At 61.9% G+C, this 20,102-nt stretch carries 19 protein-coding genes and 1 tRNA gene; 9 read left to right on the top strand and 11 right to left on the bottom strand.

Annotated elements, in window-relative coordinates; genetic code table 11:
* Positions 1 to 31: 31 nt before the first annotated feature.
* Genes ACW9IB_RS13745 through ACW9IB_RS13730 form a run of 4 tightly spaced genes read left to right on the top strand, consistent with a single transcriptional unit; the run spans position 32 to position 5,167 of the window.
* Complete coding sequence (locus ACW9IB_RS13745) at positions 32 to 955, top strand: hypothetical protein (RefSeq protein WP_457414047.1); 924 nt, start codon at positions 32 to 34, stop codon at positions 953 to 955.
* Between the two features lie 18 nt (positions 956 to 973).
* Positions 974 to 2,266 (top strand): hypothetical protein, encoded by a 1,293-nt coding sequence (locus tag ACW9IB_RS13740; protein WP_457414045.1) that lies wholly within the window; start codon positions 974 to 976, stop codon positions 2,264 to 2,266.
* A 3-nt stretch (positions 2,267 to 2,269) separates the two neighbouring features.
* The gene (locus tag ACW9IB_RS13735) at positions 2,270 to 4,081 is read left to right on the top strand and encodes a hypothetical protein (protein ID WP_457414044.1); all 1,812 of its coding nucleotides are present in this window, start codon (positions 2,270 to 2,272) and stop codon (positions 4,079 to 4,081) included.
* Between the two features lie 30 nt (positions 4,082 to 4,111).
* Positions 4,112 to 5,167: a hypothetical protein gene (locus tag ACW9IB_RS13730; protein WP_457414043.1), complete on the top strand. Its 1,056-nt coding sequence runs from the start codon at positions 4,112 to 4,114 to the stop codon at positions 5,165 to 5,167.
* Between the two features lie 13 nt (positions 5,168 to 5,180).
* Here the strand turns inward: ACW9IB_RS13730 and ACW9IB_RS13725 are convergent, their stop codons facing one another.
* Both ACW9IB_RS13725 and ACW9IB_RS13720 read right to left on the bottom strand, forming a co-directional pair.
* The gene (locus tag ACW9IB_RS13725; RefSeq protein WP_457414042.1) at positions 5,181 to 5,777 is read right to left on the bottom strand and encodes an imm11 family protein; all 597 of its coding nucleotides are present in this window, start codon (positions 5,775 to 5,777) and stop codon (positions 5,181 to 5,183) included.
* Between the two features lie 34 nt (positions 5,778 to 5,811).
* Positions 5,812 to 6,756: a LysR family transcriptional regulator gene (locus ACW9IB_RS13720; RefSeq protein ID WP_457366854.1), complete on the bottom strand. Its 945-nt coding sequence runs from the start codon at positions 6,754 to 6,756 to the stop codon at positions 5,812 to 5,814.
* A gap of 137 nt (positions 6,757 to 6,893) precedes the next feature.
* On the opposite strand from ACW9IB_RS13720, the gene ACW9IB_RS13715 reads away from it, so the two are divergent.
* From ACW9IB_RS13715 to ACW9IB_RS13705, 3 genes are all read left to right on the top strand, one after another.
* Positions 6,894 to 8,393: a CoA-acylating methylmalonate-semialdehyde dehydrogenase gene (locus tag ACW9IB_RS13715; protein ID WP_457414041.1), complete on the top strand. Its 1,500-nt coding sequence runs from the start codon at positions 6,894 to 6,896 to the stop codon at positions 8,391 to 8,393.
* Positions 8,394 to 8,874: 481 nt separating this feature from the next.
* The gene (locus ACW9IB_RS13710) at positions 8,875 to 9,738 is read left to right on the top strand and encodes an NmrA family NAD(P)-binding protein (protein WP_457414040.1); all 864 of its coding nucleotides are present in this window, start codon (positions 8,875 to 8,877) and stop codon (positions 9,736 to 9,738) included.
* Between the two features lie 114 nt (positions 9,739 to 9,852).
* Positions 9,853 to 10,410: a TetR/AcrR family transcriptional regulator gene (locus ACW9IB_RS13705; protein ID WP_457414039.1), complete on the top strand. Its 558-nt coding sequence runs from the start codon at positions 9,853 to 9,855 to the stop codon at positions 10,408 to 10,410.
* A gap of 9 nt (positions 10,411 to 10,419) precedes the next feature.
* Here the strand turns inward: ACW9IB_RS13705 and ACW9IB_RS13700 are convergent, their stop codons facing one another.
* Entirely contained in the window at positions 10,420 to 10,950 is a 531-nt protein-coding gene (locus ACW9IB_RS13700; protein ID WP_457414038.1) for an RNA polymerase sigma factor, read from the bottom strand.
* 322 nt (positions 10,951 to 11,272) lie between these two features.
* On the bottom strand, positions 11,273 to 12,103 hold the full coding sequence (locus ACW9IB_RS13695) for an oxidoreductase (RefSeq protein WP_457414037.1): 831 nt from the start codon (positions 12,101 to 12,103) through the stop codon (positions 11,273 to 11,275).
* A gap of 129 nt (positions 12,104 to 12,232) precedes the next feature.
* Here ACW9IB_RS13695 and ACW9IB_RS13690 point away from each other — a divergent pair, with 129 nt between their 5' ends.
* Complete coding sequence (locus ACW9IB_RS13690) at positions 12,233 to 13,183, top strand: LysR family transcriptional regulator (protein ID WP_457414035.1); 951 nt, start codon at positions 12,233 to 12,235, stop codon at positions 13,181 to 13,183.
* Positions 13,184 to 13,267: 84 nt separating this feature from the next.
* Here the strand turns inward: ACW9IB_RS13690 and ACW9IB_RS13685 are convergent, their stop codons facing one another.
* The 7 genes from ACW9IB_RS13685 to ACW9IB_RS13655 form a co-directional block, all read right to left on the bottom strand.
* On the bottom strand, positions 13,268 to 13,555 hold the full coding sequence (locus ACW9IB_RS13685) for a YdcA family protein (RefSeq protein ID WP_457414112.1): 288 nt from the start codon (positions 13,553 to 13,555) through the stop codon (positions 13,268 to 13,270).
* A 278-nt stretch (positions 13,556 to 13,833) separates the two neighbouring features.
* Positions 13,834 to 13,909, bottom strand: a tRNA-Gly gene (locus ACW9IB_RS13680).
* A gap of 63 nt (positions 13,910 to 13,972) precedes the next feature.
* Complete coding sequence (gene pgsA / locus ACW9IB_RS13675; protein WP_457366861.1) at positions 13,973 to 14,533, bottom strand: CDP-diacylglycerol--glycerol-3-phosphate 3-phosphatidyltransferase; 561 nt, start codon at positions 14,531 to 14,533, stop codon at positions 13,973 to 13,975.
* A gap of 32 nt (positions 14,534 to 14,565) precedes the next feature.
* Positions 14,566 to 16,389, bottom strand: a complete 1,824-nt coding sequence (uvrC, locus tag ACW9IB_RS13670; protein WP_457414034.1) for an excinuclease ABC subunit UvrC — start codon at positions 16,387 to 16,389, stop codon at positions 14,566 to 14,568.
* A 1-nt stretch (position 16,390) separates the two neighbouring features.
* A complete protein-coding gene (gene gacA / locus ACW9IB_RS13665) occupies positions 16,391 to 17,032 on the bottom strand; it encodes a response regulator transcription factor GacA (protein WP_003190387.1) in 642 nt (213 codons plus the stop codon).
* A 111-nt stretch (positions 17,033 to 17,143) separates the two neighbouring features.
* Positions 17,144 to 17,581, bottom strand: a complete 438-nt coding sequence (locus ACW9IB_RS13660) for a GNAT family N-acetyltransferase (protein ID WP_457366863.1) — start codon at positions 17,579 to 17,581, stop codon at positions 17,144 to 17,146.
* The gene (locus ACW9IB_RS13655; protein ID WP_457414033.1) at positions 17,582 to 18,331 is read right to left on the bottom strand and encodes a carbon-nitrogen hydrolase family protein; all 750 of its coding nucleotides are present in this window, start codon (positions 18,329 to 18,331) and stop codon (positions 17,582 to 17,584) included. It abuts the gene before it with no gap.
* Between the two features lie 612 nt (positions 18,332 to 18,943).
* Here ACW9IB_RS13655 and ACW9IB_RS13650 point away from each other — a divergent pair.
* On the top strand, positions 18,944 to 20,014 hold the full coding sequence (locus ACW9IB_RS13650; protein ID WP_457414032.1) for a 3-deoxy-7-phosphoheptulonate synthase: 1,071 nt from the start codon (positions 18,944 to 18,946) through the stop codon (positions 20,012 to 20,014).
* Positions 20,015 to 20,102: the final 88 nt, after the last annotated feature.

Below are 20,102 nucleotides of genomic sequence, written 5' to 3'. Positions count from 1 at the left end.
ACCCGCCACTCGGTTCACACAGGAGTGTCACATGAACATCAGCCTCTTGAGCCGACTGTTGCTGTTGATCCTGCTGCTCAGCCCCGGCGCTTTCGCCGGGGACGACAGCGGCGCCGTGTACTTCACCAACGGGGTGCACAACACCCTGGGCTGCAATGAACAGAATGGCAATTGCATCGCCAAGCGCTTGCCGGGCGAGCCGTCCGACCCGTTCTTTCCCGCGCAATGGATCAGCGACTGGACCATGTACCGGGTAATGCACAACTACGAGAACAACCCGCCGCCCTACAGCAGCCCGCCGTCCACCCTGAAACCTGCGGACTACACCGTGTCGCGGGGCACCAGCTATTACGACACCACTTATATTCCGGCGGATGGCGACGGTTTCGGCGCAATGATGGAGCACTACGAGAAGTACTGCCTGCCGATCTTCCCGATCAAGAACAACAACTACACCTGCTCGTTCGTGTCCCTGGGCAACAAGGCGTATTTCCTCACCTACCCGCAGGACCGTCCGAAAGACATGCCGGCCTGCTGCATGTTTTCGCCGATGAACCACCCGCCTCGCCAGGACTTCATCCAGCACCTGCCCTACAGCGCCACGCGCAGCCAGAACCTCGGCGCCAGTGTGCAGGCGTATGCCCTGGACCTGGACTCACCGGCGGGGCCGATTCTGTTCGGGTATGCCTTCAACAAGAAAGCCACGGGGCAACCACCCTACCGACTGCCGCAGTCGTTCTTCTTTTCGGGGGACACCAGCGTCGCCAATGCGCCCATCGTGAGCCAGAACTACACCAACTTTCGCATCGCCAGACCCGACCCGGCGAAAACCTGGAACCAGGTGGCCGCGATGTGCCCTTCGAACCCGCCGCCGTGCCAACTGTTCGAGCCGCCGGCCTCACAGGCCAACGGCCAGAAAGCCCAGTGGAACAAGCTCATGCAGCGCAAACCCTGACCCCAAGGAGGGATCGCCATGCACACCCTGATGCGTTTTTCCCTGTTGTTGCTGGGCCTGGCCAGCTTGTCCAGCCAGGCCCGCGAAGCGCCCGAGCCGGCCACCCTGGCCGCCGGGCTCAATTGCCAACCGCCCAGTACTGCGCCAGCCGCCAATGCCAGCCAGGACCAGTTCGATCAGTACAGCTGGCAGATGTTCATCGCCCTGAACTGGCCCGCCCAGGACCGCCAGCGCGGCGTGCCCAATTGCAGCAAGCCGCTCGGCGCCCCGGGTTATACCGTGTGGCAGACCTACAAGACCGTCAGCGAAATATTCCTGCCCAACGCCACCAACCCCGGGCCGTGGAACACCCCGCTGACCGCCAGGAGCCTGGGCATCATCAACATTGCGGCGCTGAAGAACAGCTCGCTGGTCAACTCGATCGACCAGGCCGTGGGTGGCTGGCTGATCGATCAGCGGGGCAACCCGACCTACTACGACATCTCGGCCAACCAGGCCTCGTACAACTACATCGTGAACAATCAGTTCTACAACGCGAACGTAGTGTCCAGGGCCAACAACATCAACTTCCCCAACGGGGTCATCGAGATCAAGTCCAGCTGGCGCATCCTCACGCCCCAGGACAACGCCAGCCATTACCTCACCCAGTTCGCGCGGGTGGCGCGCTTCAATAGCCAGGGCCAGCCCATCGGGGTCGGTGAGGCGTACCTGGGCCTGGTGGGGCTGCATATCATCACCAAGGTCAATGGCTACCCGCAGTGGATCTGGTCGACCTTCGAGCAGATCGAGAACGTGCCGCCCAAGGCCAAGCTCAATGGCCAGTGGGTCGACCAGCCGGTCTCCGGCACGAACTACTCCTACTACAACCCGCTGGCGCCCGTGGCGTCGTTCAACCAGTCGCCGTGCAACTGGCAGACCCAGGGCACGCAACTGGTCTGCGTGCCCAAGCCCGGTACCACGTTCCAGACGCCCAACCCGCTGAACCGCGTGACGCCGATCGCCGACGCCACCCTGTGGGTGAACGCCAACTACCAGGCCAACCCCGGGGTGCAGCAAAGCGTGTTGAAGTACTACCAGTTGATCACCACCCAGCGTCCGCTGATGCCCAACAACCCGAGCAACCCGCTGGGCCAGCCGACACCCGCGCTGTCGGCCAACGTGACCATGGAAAGCTACATCCAGCCCAACAGCAGTTGCATGAACTGCCATTCCATGGCGACGCCGGTGAAGAGCCCGTTCAAGTCGGACTTCTCGTACCTGTTCAAATTCGCCAACAGCCCCGTCAACCCCCATGCCACGGACAAGGAATAGACCATGAGCATTCTCAATGGACCCCGCTTGAATTTCTGGGGCGGCATCCGCACCGACGTCAGCGTGCCGAACAATTCGCCGACCATTCCGTTCAATGGCAAAAAGGATTGGCCGCTCTTCGACCTGACCACCTCGACCCTGGAACCGGGCGCGCAGTCGTATACCGACGACCAGTTGAACAACATGATCAACACGCCCACCGGTAACTACTACACCGCCGGCGGCTGGAACCATTACGGCCAGCACGTGGTGGATATGCAGAACGCGCTGATCAGTTCCCAGGGCAACCCGGGCAATATCAGCACCACCGGCGACCTGGTCGGCCAGCCGGTGTACCTGCTCGGCTCGGTGGACCCGGTGACCGGCCAGGGTCCGGTGTCCGGCCCGATGATGGTGGACCTGGACCCCACTGCATCGACCACCACGCAGATCTTCGTCGGCGGCCTGCAAATTGGCGACAACACCAATATCCAGTTGCTGATCCGCAACAACGCGGTGTGCAGCAGTTACGACGTGAGCGGGCGTGTGCTGGAGCCGCAGAAAATGGACGCACCGGGCTCGTTTCACGCCAGCGGCACGTTCCAGCTGACCTTCCCGCTGAGCAGCATCGTCAGCTGGAACAAGAACAGCGCCGGGCTCAAGTCGATCATCCAGGCACCCGGCGCCACCGGCATCGTGTTGCGCTTCGTGATGTTCGAGATGTGCCCGACCATGACCACCCCACAACTGGACGCCGATTACGCCGCCGGCAAATTCACCCCCAACCCGAGCATCGGGCGGGTCATCGGCACGTTGGCGCCGGCCTTTCCCGGCGAACCGCTGACGTGCCAGCCGGGCCGGCAACTGGTCAACCAGGCCACGGACAACGCGGCGTACGTAGAGCTGGGCAAGAACGGCCTGCTGAGCCTCGACATGGTCAACGTGATACCCAAGCAGACCTTCCGCGCAGTGCGCACCGATATCACCAGCCCCATCGGCCCGAACGCCAACTACGGCCCCGTGACCATTGCCGCCGGCAGCGTGCCGCTGATCACCCTCAATCCCACCGGCAGCCCGTTGGTCGATTACTACAAGTACGGCGGTATCGTCGACGTGGCGCTCAACGGCAGCCAGCAACAGGCCGTCAGGACCACACCGCTGACCATCAGCGCGCCCAACACCGTGGCCAACACCCAGCTCAAAGCCATCGAATCGACCTATCGGGTGTACGCCGACCCGCGCAACCTGTACCTGGAAGACTACCCCCAGGGGCTGTCGATCACCCTGCAAGTGCGTTACCTCGGCGGGCCGGTGCCCCAGAACACCCAGGTCAGCCTCCAGGCCGGCCCGCCGCAAACCTACAAATTGCCCAAGTACTGGGACTTCCTCACCTTTCCGCCCTCCTTGACCGTGAAGGCCGGCCAGCAAAGCGTGAGTTTCCCGGTCAACCTCAAGCCGGGCAGTAACGCCCAGGCCGGTTTCACCCAACTGACCTGCACCGCCAATGGCGTGGCAGCCGGTGCGTTCTTCACCAACTTCCGCAAGTACGCCCAGACCGACTTCGGCATCCCCAGGGGCAGCATCGTGAGCTGGCAGCAGGTGTACCCGAACGTGCTGCGCTTTCACTACCTGGCGTTCCCGGCCATGTCGCGCTACGTGCCGCTGAACCAGCCCGACGCGATCATGGCCGCCAAGAGCGCCATTCTGGCGCGCACCTCGGATGCCTACAAAGGCACCACGCTGTTCATGCCGGTGGTGCGCTCGATGTCGCCCAGCCAGCGCGCGCTCCTGCGGGCCTACCTTACCGGCACGCCGTGGCAACCGCCGCAGCAGTAGTTGCCTGCCCTTTGCTCACGGAGAGACCCTATGACCCTGCATATCCCTTCGCGACCCGATGAGGCCCTGTGCCCCAGCACATTCATTGCCGAAGGCTTGCTCAACCCGCGTGGCGTCTGTGCCCTGGCCGACGGCAGCCTGCTGCTGGTGGAGGCCGGCTCCGGCCTGGCGGACCAGACGTTCAGCGGCCGCATCAGCCGCCTGCACCCCGACCCGCAACGCCCGGGGGCCTACCTGAGCGGTGGCCCCCTTGCCCAGGGCTTTCGCGCCATGAACATGCAGGCGCGCATGCGCCGGGACGAAATCATGGGGCTGTCGGACATCGCCTGCGGTGACGGGCGCTGCCTGGCCAGCCAGACCGACTATGTCGAAGGCTCCCGGCTGCTCGACTTGAGTTACAGCCCGCCCGAGCCGGTCTTTCGCAGCCAGGGCAACCTGAATGCGCTGTGCTATCACCCCACCCGCCGTAGTTGGCTGGCGGTCAAGCCGGATACCAACCAACTGGTGGAGTTCAGCGACGCCCGGAACGAGCGCGTGCTGATACAGCTGCCGGACCTGGCCCAGGGCCAGGAAGCCGTACCGGTGACCCTCGTATATGAACCCGCAACGGAGGCGGTGCTGATCAGCCTGTTCTCCGGGGAGTTGCACGCTGACCAGGCCCGCAAAGGCATCGATTTTGTCGACAAGGCCGGCCAGGTGATTCGCGTGCAGCCGGCTAGCGGGCAGATCGACGTGGTCATCGATGGCCTGCAATTGCCGACCGGACTGGCCTGGGGCCCGGACGGCAACCTGCTGGTGCTGGAGCTCTGCGACCGCCTGCAACAACCCTTGCCGCCCGACTGGAACGGCGAGCCGCTGCACGGGGGCTTTACCCGCTTCAGCGGGCGATTGCTGAGTTGCAACCTGCGCAGCGGCCAGGTCAGCGTGCTGGCCCGTGACCTGGACACGCCGTCGAACCTGTGCCGGGTGCAGGACGCGGTGCTGGTGAGCGAAGGCATGGGGCTGGTGGGCCGCCCCCTGCCCACGCCGGACCAGCAGGTCGTGCCCTTGAGCGGCCGGTTGCGACGGGTGCAGTTGAACGCTTAGCGCGCGCCTGCGCTTACGCGGCCGGGTAATCCTCGGCATTCACCGATTCGAACAGCGCGCCGGTCACGCCGGCGCGCTCGAAACGGCGCTTGACCTCTTCGCTGACAATGATGGCCCCGAGGAATTTCTTCACTCGGAAGATGTGCTGCCCCTGGATGCGCGTCGGGTCGACGACCATTTTGAAGAAGCCTCGATACTCACCCGCCAGGTCCGGCCTGACGGGGTCGTTCTCAATAAACTTCTCACACGCCGAACGCGACTCGTGGACGCAGTCCAGCTGGGTTTCAATCACCATCACGCAGTAATCCTGCCCGACCGCCTTGCCCTCGATCGTCACGGGCTCCAGGACCACGTGGTAGTAGGGTTCATCCACCTCGGGCAAGCCGGCCAGCGCGGCAACCGCCTTGGCACTGAGCACCGGGACACTGGCATAACCGGCCAGTGAATAGTCCATTTCCAACCCGTCGGACAGCACGTCCAGGGTGTAGCGTCCCGGCTCCATGAAGTTCACCGGAGGGTTGCGAAAATGCCAGTTATCGACATGCCGCACATTCCCCAGCACCCATTTACCGGGGATGCCGATTTGTTGTCTTAGCCAGTAGTACTTCACGTCGATATCTCCCTGCGTATGCCAGCAGCGCCCATCATCGCACCTCAAACCCCTCGTTCAAACGTTCGCGCAGGTAGTTCACCAAGGCGCTGACCGATTTGGGCACGTGGGGCGAATAAGGTCGGATCAGGTAGATTTCGTCGGCGAACGCGCCGGTCAGTGACCAGTCCGGCAGGACGCGGATCAGGCGTCCGTCGGCCAGTGCGGCCTGGGCGCTGAAGTCGGGCAGCAAGGCGATGCCCAGGTGGTTGAGGGCTGAATCGCGCAAGGCTTCGCTGTTGTTGGTGGCGAAGCTGCCGGTGATCGGCACCGTCAGCCGTTGCGGCTCGGGCTGGCCACGCTTGGCGCGCTCGAAGGTCCAGGCCGGTGCGTCGGTGCCACGCGGGTAATACAGGCAGTTGTGCCCGCCCAGATCGGCGGGGGATTCGGGGTTGCCGTGGCGCGCAAGGTAATCCCGCGTGGCCACCAGTACCGAGCCGGTATTGCAGAGCTTCCAGGCCACGTGGGTGTCGGGCACCTGAAAGCTGTGGCGCACGGCGAGGTCGTAGCCTTCGGCGGCGAGGGAACTCAGGGCGTCGGAGACATCCAGCTGCACACGCACTTGCGGATGCTCGTGCAGGAAGCCCGCCAGATGCGGCACCAATTGCTGGCGCGCAAAGGCCACGGGCGCGGTCAGGCGTATCAGGCCGCGAATGGCGCCGGCCGAGTCACGCGCCCGGGCGAAGCCTTGGGCGATGCGTTCGTAGGCGCCGCGGACGTCGCGGGTCAACGCCCGCCCCGGCTCGGTGAGCCGCACACTGCGGGTGGTGCGGATGACCAGCCGGGTGCCGGTGGCTTTTTCCAGGTCGCTGATGCGCTGGCTGACCAGCGACTTGCTGACGCCCAGACGCGCTGCCGCCGCCGTGTAGGTGCCCTGCTCTTCCAGCACGGACAGCCAGTGGATGTGGGTCCACAGCCCTTCGATCTCGACCTTTTCCATCGATTGATTGTTCTCTGTGCTGGACAATGATTTCGGTACTTTGCTCTCGTTAAGAACAAATAGGAAGACTATCGTGGGTCCCTGCCCCGAACTCCCGGGCCTGCCGCCGGATCTGCCTCTGACTGGAGCCAACGACCATGACGCCTACCATTTCCCACTACATCAATGACCAACAGGTCCTGCGCGACGACCGCTACCAGGACGTGTATAACCCGGCGACCGGCGAAGTGACCGGCCGGGTCGCGCTGGCCAGCCGCCAGACCGTCGACGAAGCCGTCGCCGCCGCCCAGGCCGCGTTCGAGTCGTGGAGCGAAACCCCGCCCATCCGCCGTGCCCGCGTGTTGTTCCAGTACCTGCGTTTGCTGGAGGAGCGCAAGGATGACCTGGCGCGCATCATTACGGCGGAACACGGCAAGGTTTTCACTGACGCCCAGGGTGAAGTGGCGCGTGGCATCGATATCCTCGAGTTCGCTTGCGGCATCCCGCAATTGCTCAAGGGCGAGCACAGCGACCAGGTCTCCCGAGGTATCGACAACTGGACGATGCGCCAGCCTTTGGGCGTAGTGGCCGGTATCACTCCGTTCAACTTCCCGGTGATGGTGCCCATGTGGATGTACCCCGTCGCCATCGCGGCCGGTAATACCTTCGTGCTCAAGCCGAGCCCCACCGACCCGAGCGCGTCGCTGCTGATGGCCGAACTGCTGCGAGAAGCCGGCCTGCCCAAAGGCGTGTTCAACGTGGTGCAGGGTGACAAGGAGTCGGTGGATGCGCTGATGGAACACCCGGACGTGAAAGCCGTGAGCTTTGTCGGTTCCACGCCGATTGCCCAGCACATCTATGAAACCGGCGCCCGTCACGGCAAACGCGTGCAGGCGTTGGGCGGGGCAAAGAACCACATGGTGGTGATGCCCGATGCCGATATCGAAAAAACCGTGGATGCGCTGATCGGCGCGGCTTACGGCAGTGCCGGTGAACGTTGCATGGCGATCTCGGTGGCGGTCCTGGTGGGCAATGTGGCCGACAGAATCATCCCCGAACTGACCCGGCGCGCCCGCGAACTGTTCATCACCGACGGTCGCGACCTCAAGGCTGAAATGGGCCCCATCGTGTCCCGCGCGGCGCGTGACCGTATCAACGGCTGCATCGCCCAGGGCGTGGCGTCCGGCGCGACACTGCTGGTCGACGGGCGTGACTTCGTGCCGGCAGAGGCGCAGTTGCAGGACGGTTTCTGGCTGGGAGCCACGCTATTCGATCACGTCACTCCCGACATGAGCATCTATCTCGAAGAAATCTTCGGCCCGGTGCTCGCCTGCGTGCGGGTCAAGGACTTCAACGAAGCGGTCAACCTGGTCAACGCCCACGAGTTCGGCAACGGCGTCAGTTGCTTTACCCGGGACGGCAATACCGCGCGTGACTTCTCACGGCGCATCCAGGTGGGCATGGTCGGCATCAACGTACCGATCCCGGTGCCGATGGCCTGGCATGGTTTTGGCGGCTGGAAGAAGAGCCTGTTCGGCGACATGAATGCCTATGGCGTGGAGGGTGTGCGGTTCTACACCAAGCAGAAATCCATCATGCAACGCTGGCCGGAAAGCATCGACCACGGTGCTGACTTCGCCATGCCTGTGGCGAAGTAGCAGAACGCTTGAACCAACAAGCCCGCTCCCCGACTGCCTGGGTGAGCGGGCTTTTTTGTGGCTAGCGGGCATGCTGTGGTAAATCAGCGCCGCTGACCTTGTGGTGAGCAGGCTTGTCCTGCGCCGGGGCGCGAAGCGGCCCCAAAAGCGGCTGTCTCAATCTACCTGGAAAAACGCGGCGGCTTTGTTGGGTCTGCTGCGCAGACCCGCGCGGGCGGTGCGACGATTCGACAAGCCCGCTCACTACAAAAAAAGCTGGATTATCACCGCAAGCTCGGTTGTCACAGCAACAGCTCCTCTCAACCGTGCAGACTTTTTTGTTGTACGAGACCTGTTGACTTCAAACATTACGACCATCATGCTTCAGCCATTCAAACAGTATAATGATACTGCTTGAATGCTACGACGCCAGCGTCGAAACCTATTCAACCTACCGCCTTAAACCCCATATTCATTGGTCAAAAAACCTCAGGAGAAGCTTATGAGCACTTACCTGGTCTCAGGCGCAACCGGCACTACCGGTGCTGTTACGGTCAAATACCTGCTTGAACAAGGCCACCGCGTGCACGCGTTTGTGCACCGTGAAGACGAGCGTTCGCAGCGCCTGGAAGCCTTGGGCGCCACGGTGTTTGTCGGTGATGCGCTGAAGCTCAAAGAGCTGCGCCCGGCGATGCAGGGCGTCGACGGCGCGTACTTCGTGTACCCCATCGCCGATGGCCTGGTTGAAGCCGCTGCTGTGTTTGCCCAGGCGGCGAAGGAAGCGGGCGTGAAGATCATTGCCAATATGTCCCACAAGCAATCGCGGCCCGACGCGCGCAGCCAGACCACCCTCAGTCATTGGCTGTCGGAGCAGGTGTTCACCTGGTCCGGCGTGCCGACCACCCACCTGCGCATCACGTTCTTCGCCCAGTGGATGCTCTACATCGCGCCATTGATTCGCAGTGGTCGCTACCTTACGCCCTTCGATGCCGACAGCCGTTTTGCGCCCATCGCCACCAGCGATATCGGCAAAATCATCACGGCGGTGCTGACCCACCCTGAAACCCACGCCAACCAGACATACGTATTGAACGGGCCGATCGAATACAGTCACCGGGAACTGGCCGGTGTCGTCGCCGATACCCTGGGCAAAGAGATTCTGTTCGAGCAGGTTTCACCGGAAGCATTCGTCAAGCTGCTGGGGCTGGACACCGACCCCGCCTACTTGAGCCACTTCAAGGCAGTCAGAATCGACCAGCAGGAAAAACGCCTGGAAGGCCTGGACACCCTCGGCACGGCCATCATCGGCGGGCCGCTGCAAACACCTGCCGCGTTTATCGCCGAGCACCGCGCCCTGTTGAGCTGACCGCAGCCATCCGACTCAAAGCGTCGCGCACGCTTTGAGCCGGATGCAATCGAACAGCGCCCTGAGTAGACTCGTCGCCATCGCACATAATCTCCATGGGGTCTGAGAGCCGACATGCGCTATCCGCCTGAAGAAACAGCCGAAAAGCACCGACAAATCCTCCAGCAGGCCTCGATCCTGTTTCGCGAGCGCGGCTTCGCGGGGGTGAGTGTCAGTGAAATCATGAAAGCCACGGGGCTGACCCACGGCACGTTTTATCACCACTTCGAATCGAAGGATGCGCTGATCGCCGAGAGCCTGAGCGACGCGTCGTCCAAAGCGCTGGCCGGCATGCAAGATGCCAAGGCTTCCGTCGGGCTGATGCAGGCCTACGTGCAGGATTACTTGACCGACGCCCACCGCGATAACCTGGGCGTCGGCTGCCTGATGGCGGCGCTGGGCGCGGAGGTGGCGCGCGAGCCCACGGCGCGACCGGCCTTCACCCGTCACGTCAAAGGCATGATCGAAATCATGGCGCGCCCGTTCGCTGCCGCGAAAAAACGCAACACCCGGCGCCACGCCATCCACCAAATGACGACCATGGTCGGTGCGATCATCCTGGCCCGCGCGGTGGATGATCCGGCGCTTTCCGAGGAGATCCTGCAGGAAGCCCGCACGGTATTGGGTGACTGAGGGCGCAGGTCAGGCAACCTTCCGTTGGACCTTCAGCAATACGGCAATCGACTGTCTTGCGCGCGACATCCGACTCATGACCGTGCCCAGAGGCACCTCCAGAATCTGCGCAGCCTCCTTGTAGCTGAAGCCTTCCGCCGCCACGAGCAGCATGACTTCACGCTGACCATCGGGCAGTTGATGCACCGCAGCAATCAGTTGCCGATGCATCAGGTCGTCTTCAGGCTGCGGCGTCAAAGGGTCAGCGATGCTGTCGACAAGGCTGTCGGTCCAGTCTTCGCGGGAACGGCGGCGCACGTTGCGCGAGCGAATCTCGCTGATCCAGAGCGAGTGGATGATCGAAAACATCCAGGGCAGTGGCGACGAACCGGAACGCAGGTGATGGGAGCGCTCGAGGGCATGGACACAAGCGCGCTGGACCAGGTCTTCGGCGTCATGCCGATCACCCGAAATCCGCAAGGCGAATGCCCACAGGCGCGGCAGCAGACCAGGGAGCAAACGCGGTAAGTCGGCGCCGGTGATGGCCACTTCAGTGATCATTTCGCGCAGGCGAGGCGACAGGAAAAAAAGCGGGCGCGAACGACATGGGCCGGGCATCTTCATAAGCAAAAAAGAAAAAGCGCGCGCCAGCCTTGAAGGACCAGACACCCACTGCTGTGCGCTGGCGATTAACGCACGCTGGCTGTGAACTCTACCGGTAGGGTTAGGGATGAATAAGCCCTGAAAAAGCCCATGACCTATGAACCAACGGTTCATAGTCCATGGCGTACTGGAGACCGGAGCTGGGAAACGCCTTACACTTGATCGACCGCCGATGAAGCCGGTGAGTCCCGGTTTCATCGGCGTTTTTCCAATGCGCCGATCACTCCTTGAAGTCGGTGGACAACGCCAACTCACTCCATTGCGCCAGCTCCGCTTCCACAAAACGGTGTTTCTCCCGGATACGCGCCACCGTGTCGCTGCCCAGCGCCAGGCGTTGCGGAGGTTTTGGCGCATTGGCCAGCGCCAGGATAGCCTCGGCAAATTTCACCGGATCACCCGGCTGCGCATGGTTGGCGGACTCGGCAAACTGTCGCATTGCGCCCACCGTCTCATCGTAGTCAGCCAGTTCCAGCTGCGTCTTCACCAGCGACTGATCATCCAGAAAGTCAGTACGGAAGAAACCCGGTTCGACGACGGTTGCGTGAATCCCCAGCGGCGCCAGCTCCTGGTGAAGCGCTTCGGTGATGCCTTCCACCGCGAACTTGGTGGAGCCGTAGACACCCCAGCCCATGTAAGCCTGATACCCGCCGATGGAAGAAATATTGATGATATGGCCGCTACGCTGGTGCCGCATATGTGGCAGCACTGCGCGGGTGACATTCAGCACGCCGAACACATTGGTCGCGAAGAGGCGCTCCGTTTCGCCGGCACTGGTTTCTTCCACCGCCCCCAGCACGCCAAACCCGGCGTTGTTGACCGCGACATCGATGCGACCAAAACGCTTGATGCCCTCTGCAACCGCACGGTGCGCCTCTTCTTCGCGGGTCACATCCAGGCGAACGACGAGCAAGTTGGGGTGGTCGCCCAAGCGGTCAGTGATGTCCTGGGGTTTACGGGCAGTCGCAATAACGGCGTCGCCTGCACGCAGCGCGTGTTCCGCAATCAGCGTGCCAAAACCACGGGAAGCGCCAGTAATGAACCAAGTACGCATATCAACTCCTCCTGTCAGCGGCTCCTGCACTATTGCGGAGGCTCGCGTTGAGTTGATGCCACTCTAAATCCCTGCGACTCATGTGATAATACCAACAATTCTTCTATACCTTATGAACGGTATTCACAAATGAAGTCCCCCACCACCGCCGACCTGTCGATATTTCTGTGCATTGCCGTCCATCTCAATTTCAGCCGTGCCGCCGTGGAACTGGGCCTCACGCCGTCGGCGTTGAGCCACTCGCTGCGTGCGCTGGAGAATCGCCTTGGCGTGCGTCTGTTCAACCGCACTACGCGCAGCGTTGCGTTGACTGAAGCCGGAGAACGCCTCTACACCCGCCTGCGCCCCGCCTTCAGAGACATTGAAGATGCACTCGAGGACCTCAACAGCTTTCGTGACAAACCCTCGGGCAACCTGCGCATCACCGCAGGACGCCAGGCATGCGAGCTGGTGGTACTGCCGATCGCAAGCCGGTTTCTAAAGCAATACCCGGACATCAAACTTGACCTGATCGAAAGCGATGCACTTGTAGACGTCGTAGCCGGTGGTTTTGATGCGGGGGTGCGTTTCGGCAATCGCCTGGAGGCCGATATGGTGTCGCTGCCGATAGGGCCGAACCTGCGCTCGGTGGTGGTCGGGGCTCCGGCGTTTTTCTCACGCCATGGCACACCTCAAAAACCCGAGGACTTGCACGGCATCCCCTGCATTCGCCATCGATTCCCCAGCGGGTCAATGTATCGCTGGGAATTCGAGCGTGGCGCGATCGCACAGGAAATCGAAGTCAACGGGCCTCTGACATTGAGTGACGTGGGCCTGATGGTCGGCCCGGCACTGGAGGGCGTGGGCCTGGCTTATGTGTTTGAGGACATGGTGGCGGAACACTTGGCGACTGGCCGACTGGTTCAGGTGCTGGCGCAGTGGTGCCCCTTTTATCCCGGCCTGCATTTGTACTATCCCAGCCGTCGGCATATGCCTGCTTCGCTAAGGGCATTCATTGACTTCGCCCGGGCTGACATGCAGGCAAAAACGCATCCGGCTATCGGCTTGGGCACCTCTGGAGACCAGGACGGTCAGCCTTGAGCTGGCACTCACTCCCTGCGCGCAGCGGCTGAGCACCTGGCAGGGGCTCAGGCTGGATTCGATAAACGCGCGCACATCGTGAAGTCAACGACGCCGGTAGCTTTTTTGTCCGGAGGGCGTGAGGCAGTAAACCCCGCCACGCGGGCCGGTGCAGTAGGTACCACTGCCGCAGCCGCAGTTGTCCGTCAGGCCTTGCAGTGGTTGCAACGCGGGCTGCGCCTGCCGATTGCCGAAGTAGGCCGTGCAACTTTTTTTCGAGGCACTGATGGACCCGTCGTTACACAGGAACACATCACCATCACAGCCCGCAATTCCACCCTTGCGGCCTGAGCAAGGCGTATTGGCAGCCAGGCTGATCGTGCTCGACAGCATCAAAACAAGGCCCAGCACGACCCTTAAGTCATGAGAACGAGACATTACGGGCACTCAAAAAAAGTGGCCATAGGCTATCAATCTTTGCCTGCCTTTGAAAACAGCTCGTTGTTCGATACACGGCTGGCGGGAAGCGGGTCAGAAACGGTATGCCATTCGGTTAAGGAAAGACGACGCCATCCTGTGCTGCGCTTAACTGACTGGCGTTGGCCTTGGCGTCTATTTGATAAATTTCAGGCAAAAAAAAGCCACTCGTTAGAGTGGCTTTTTTTAATGTTTGGAGCGGGAAACGAGACTCGAACTCGCGACCCCGACCTTGGCAAGGTCGTGCTCTACCAACTGAGCTATTCCCGCGTCTTGGTGATGCGCATTCTATAGAATCCTCACCACCCGTCAACCCCTTGATTCAAAAAAGTTTTATTTCTTTTCAACCGTAGTGCGCAGATGGGGCCAGGCGGCACGCAAATATTGGAGCATCGACCATAGGGTCAGGCCGGCGGCGATGAGCAGCAAGGTGTAGCCCAACAATACCCAGAAGGAAAAGTCCGACGGGTTGGCCAGCAGAATCACCAGCGCCAGCATTTGTGCGGCGGTTTTCCATTTGCCCAGATTGGACACGGCTACATGGGCGCGAGCGCCGATTTCGGCCATCCATTCGCGCAGGGCCGAAACAACGATCTCACGGCCGATGATCACCGCCGCCGGCAAGGTCAACCACAAGTTGCCGTGCTCCTGCACCAGCAGGACCAGAGCCACTGCCACCATGAGTTTGTCGGCCACTGGGTCAAGAAACGCGCCGAAGGGCGTGCTTTGTTCCAGACGGCGCGCCAGGTAGCCGTCGAGCCAGTCGGTGGCAGCCGCAAAGGCGAATACGGAACTTGAGGCGGCGTAACTCCATTCGTACGGCAAATAGAACAACAGAATGAAAATCGGAATAAGCAGGACGCGTAGAACGGTGATCAGATTAGGGATATTCATCGGCACAACTGGCTACGAGGTGGAAAGGCATTCTATTCGCTGTGCAGGTTCGCATAAATCAGCTCAGCGAGCTTTTTACTGATACCGGGTGCTTTGGCTATTTCGTCAATGCTGGCACGGGACAGCTCCTGCAAGCCACCAAAATGTTTAAGCAAGTCGCGACGCCGTGTCGGGCCGACCCCCGCCACCCCTTCCAGGGTTGAGGTTCGCCGGGTTTTGCCGCGCCGGGCGCGGTGACCGGTGATGGCGAAACGGTGGGCTTCATCGCGAATCTGCTGGATCAGGTGCAGCGCGGGCGAGTCGCCCTTCAAGGTGAACTCATGGGCGGCATCGTTCAAATACAACGTCTCGAAACCGGCCTTGCGCGTGGTGCCCTTGGCCACGCCGAGCAGGATCAGGTCGGGCACGGCCAGTTCGTTGAGCACGTCACGGGCCATGGACAACTGGCCCTTGCCGCCGTCCACCAGCAGGATGTCCGGCAACTTGCCCTCGCCATCCTTCAGTTTGCTGAAGCGTCGGGTCAGCGCCTGGTGCATGGCCGCATAGTCATCGCCTGCGGTCACTCCCTCGATGTTATAGCGACGGTAATCGGACTTGATCGGCCCTTCCGGCCCGAACACCACGCAGGACGCCACCGTGGCCTCGCCGCTGGAGTGACTGATGTCATAGCACTCCAGGCGCTGGGGCGGCTCATCCAGGTTGAGGACTTCAGCCAGGGCATCGAAGCGCGCAGCCACGTGCTGTCGATTGGCCAAGCGTGCGCCCAGGGCCTGCTCGGCGTTGGTCACCGCCAGTTGCTGCCAGCGGGCACGGGTGCCGCGCACGCGGTGGCTGATGTCCAGCTCGCGGCCACGCAGTTCGTGGATGGCCTCGATCAGCGTGGGGAAGTCTTCATGCACTACGTTGACGATCAGTTCCGACGGCAGGTCGCGCTCGGGGCTGCTGACGTAGTACTGGCCCAGGAACGCAGCCATGACCTCGGCCACGTCTTCGTCGATACCGGTCTGCGGGAAGAAGTTCTTGCTGCCCAATACTCGCCCGCCGCGCACGCTGATCAGGTGCACACAGGCCCCGCCCGGGTTGACGAACGCCGCGATTACATCCACGTCGCCGCTGCCGCCTTCCATGCTTTGCTGGTCCTGCACCCGGCGCAGCAATGAGATCTGGTCCCGCAGTTCGGCGGCCCGCTCGAAGTCCAGGGTACTGGCGGCCTGCTCCATGGCACTGGAGAGCTCATCGGTGAGGGCATTGCTGCGTCCTTCGAGAAACATCACCGAATGCCGCACATCCTCGGCGTACTCCGCCGGCTCCACCAACCCCACGCAGGGCGCCTTGCAACGTTTGATCTGGTATTGCAGGCAAGGCCGGGTGCGGTTCTTGTAGAAGCTGTCTTCGCACTGGCGCACAAAAAAGGTCTTTTGCAGCAGGCTCAGGCTTTCGCGGATCGCACCGGCGCTCGGGTAGGGGCCGAAATACTTGCCCTTCAGCTTCTTCGCTCCGCGGTGAATGCTCAGGCGCGGGAAGTTGCCGTCAGACAAATACACATAGGGGTAGGACTTATCATCACGCAGCAGGATGTTATAGGGCGGCCGCCATTCCTTGATCAGCGTCTGCTCAAGGAGCAGCGCCTCGGTTTCGTTGGCGGTGATCGTGGTTTCGACCTGGGCGATGCGCCCCACCAGTGCGGCGGTTTTCGGCGCGAGACCGGTCTTGCGAAAGTAGCTCGCCAGGCGGTTCTTCAGGTTCTTGGCTTTGCCCACATAAAGCAGGCGGGCCTCGCTGTCGAACATGCGGTACACGCCGGGGCGGCCACTGCAGGTCGAGAGAAAGGCACTCGGATCAAACGGCGTGGTCATGTCAGGCGCTGGCGTCCACCATGCCGTGGCGCACTGCGAGCAGGGTCAGTTCAACATCACTGCTGATGGCGAGCTTCTCGAAAATGCGATAGCGGTAGGTATTGACGGTCTTGGGTGACAGGCACAGCTTGTCGGAGATGGTCTGCACTTTCTGGCAACCGACAATCATCAGGGCGATCTGGATTTCCCGCTCCGACAGCGCATCGAAGGGCGAGTCACTGGTGGGCTGGAAGGATTTGATCGCCAGTTGCTGGGCAATCTGCGGGCTGATGTAACGCTGGCCGGCAAACACCAGGCGAATGGCTTGCACCATCTCGGCCAGCCCCGCCCCCTTGGTCAGGTAACCGGCGGCTCCAGCCTGCAGAAGCCGTGTCGGAAAAGGATCTTCCTCGCACACCGTCACCACCACGACCTTGATGTCCGGATGGCTGCGCAGCAACTTGGTGGTCGCCCCCAACCCGCCGATCCCGGGCATCTTGACGTCCATCAACACCACATCGGGTTTCAACTCCCGGGCCTTGATCAGGGATTCTTCCCCCGATTCGGCCTGGCCGACTACTTGCAGGCCGTCGATGTCAGCCAGCATTCGTGTAATGCCTGTACGAACGAGATCATGGTCATCGACTACTAGCACCCTAATCAAGCAGACACCTCGCGATATGGTCTTATAGGTTGCTGAACACCTTAGCAAAAAACCACGGTGCAGACCTAGCAGCAAGCGTCATATATATAGAGTTTGCCAGCATCACGGCATCTACGAGCCCTGACAGTCACGCTCCATGCGCCAGAAGCAGTCCTCTTCGCCTACGATGCTCAAGCCCAGGCGCTGGTACAGGCGCCGCGCGGGATTGGTCTTGAAGACCGTCAATCGCAGCAACCCGCGCCCCTGCTCGCGTGCCTTGAGCGCCATCTGCTCCAGCACCCAACTGCCCGCCCCCTGTTTGCGCGAGTGCTCGAGCATGTGCAATTCGCGGATATAGAGCGCCTTGCTGTCGCGACTCAGGCTGATGAACCCCATGACGATGTCATCCCGGCAGATCAGCCAGTTCTCGCGCCCCGCCCACGCGATGTCAAAGCCTTCGTCGGACCACAGCAGACTGTACTGTCTGTAGTAATGGCGCATGGCCTCATGGGTCAGCGTCCGGGCGAAGGGCAAATCCTGGTCCGTGGCCGCACGCAGGTGAAAGGCCATCTAGACAGCCACCACACTGCCAGCCCAGTGCTCACCCTCGCGACGTCCAATCACCAAGGCCTCGCCGATACCGGGCACCGTCGCAAGCAGATGCCCCTCTCCAGCCCAGAGGGCACTGCGGCCGGCACAGGCCCAGCCGCCCGACGGGCCACCATGGTTGGCCATCAGTACCAGCAGGCCGTGTTCGGCGGCGTACCCTTGAAGCAAGGCGCTGTCGGCTGCATACCCGCCCTCGCTGATCAATACACCGGCTGCGTAGATATTCGCCCCCGCCTCAGCCGCCGCCCGCGGGTGACTGGCGTGGGAAAAGTCCGCGCAGACCGCAAGAGCAATCCGGTCATCCCCCCATTGGAGTGCCGCGCCGCCCTGCCCCGGGACAAACGCCGACTCCTCGCCAGGATGCAGGTGCTGCTTGGTGTAGACCGCCAGGGACCCCTCCGCCCCCAGTACCAATGCCCCAATCGTCACACCTGCCTCAGGGGTCAACCGCAACGGCATCCCCACGACGGCAGTCAGGCCCAACTCCCGGGCGGTTGCACGCAACGGCGCCAGCACAGGGTCGTCGGGCGCAATCGCCAAGGCTGCGGCCAGCGAAGGTTCATACCCCGTCAGCGACAGTTCCGGGAACACCAGCAACTGCACACCCTGCTGCGCCGCCGCACGCATGAACGCCAGATGCCGTTCGATATTGGCCGGCACGTCACCCGCGATGGATATGGATTGGGCAGCAGCAAGGGTCAAGGCAGTCATGGGCGCATCCAGGCAATTTCTATCAAGGTGTCATCAGCATATCTCGCCCGATAGCCGCCGGTCCCCCCACGCGATAGAAATTACTGATTGAAACCGCCTGTGTGCCTCAAGTAAGCTCCCCCCATCATTTGGAGACACACGCATGTTGCCACTCATCCACACTCAGGTTTGCCCTGCTGCCAGCGCCTTGCGGTCGGCGCCGGCTACCCGTGTGAACGGTTCGAGCGCAACTGCCAGCTTTTATTTTGGGTATTGGTTTAGCCACTGGCGCGCCTGATACCTGAAATCGGCGCCCACTGTTCAAGGGGTCGCCTACCAGAGAAATCTAACCCCCGGTCGGCTCCCCGACCGGGGGTTTTGTTTTTTCAGGTCTTCATGAAATTTTTGCAAGAACACTAAAAGGAATCACGACATGAACTTCACCACCTATTACCGCTACGACATCTGCACCGCATGGCGATTTAGCCAGATCCGCTCGGGACAGCCTGCCGCCTCCGATCGGTCACCCCTTGGTGGCAAGCCAACACACGCAGCCCATACGGCCCATTGTCGAACACCCCAGTAGGCCAAGCGCGCGGGAATCACCCGCCGCTTGCCCAGGAAGCCTTGAATATGAACTCCTCCGTCGCCGCTTTGCCCGTTTCCGCCCTGACCAGCGCCAATGAAACCCTGACCCAGCGCCTGCCCAGCTCCCTTGAGCTCAAGCACCAGTTGCCCCTCAGCCCGTTCCTCAACGAGCAAGTCCACGCTCATCGCCAAGCCGTGCGTGCCATCCTCAATGGCGAAGATTCCCGCTTGCTGGTGATTGTCGGTCCGTGCTCGATCCACGATCCCGAATCGGCCATGGAATACGCACGCAACCTGAAGAAGCTCGCGCTGGAAGTCAGCGACCAGATGCTGCTGGTGATCCGCGCCTACGTCGAAAAGCCCCGCACCACCATCGGCTGGAAAGGCCTCGCGTACGACCCGCACCTGGATGGCAGCGATGACATGGCCGCCGGCCTCGGTCTGTCCCGCACCCTGATGCGCGAAATGCTGCGCCTGGGCCTGCCCGTGGCCACCGAGCTGCTGCAGCCCATGGCCGCCGGCTACTTCGATGACCTGCTCAGTTGGGTCGCAATCGGCGCACGCACCACCGAATCCCAGATCCACCGCGAAATGGCCAGCGGCCTGGGCATGCCCGTGGGCTTCAAGAACGGCACCGACGGCGGCGTAGGCATTGCCTGTGACGCCATGCGCTCGGCCTCCCACCCGCACCGCCACTTCGGCGTCGACAGCCAGGGCCACCCGGCCATCATCCAGACGCCGGGCAATCCAGATACTCACCTGGTGCTGCGTGGCGGCCACCGTGGGCCGAACTACGATGCGCAAAGCGTGGCCCAGGTGAAGCACGACCTGGCCAAGTCCAAGGTCGCGGCACGCATCATGGTCGATTGCAGCCACGCCAACAGTGGCAAGGACCCGCTGCGTCAACCGGCGGTGTTCAACGACGTGCTGGAACAGCGCCTGCAAGGCGACACCACGCTGGTCGGCATGATGCTCGAAAGCCACCTGTTCGAAGGTTGCCAGCCGCTGAGCCCGTCGATGAAATACGGCGTGTCGGTGACCGATGGCTGCCTGGGCTGGGACGGCACCGAGGCACTGTTGCGCAGTGCGGCCGAGCGTCTTCGCGCACAACGCTGAGTCCCTGGCATGTGAAGATCTGAATGTGGGAGCGGGCTTGCTCGCGAATGCGGTCTTTCAGTGCCGAATGCTCTGACTGATCCACCGC

The sequence above is a fragment of the Pseudomonas sp. SDO524_S393 genome (assembly GCF_054071875.1).
The sequence above is the reverse complement of the archived record's forward strand: the minus strand, read 5'-3'. Positions and strand labels throughout refer to the sequence as shown.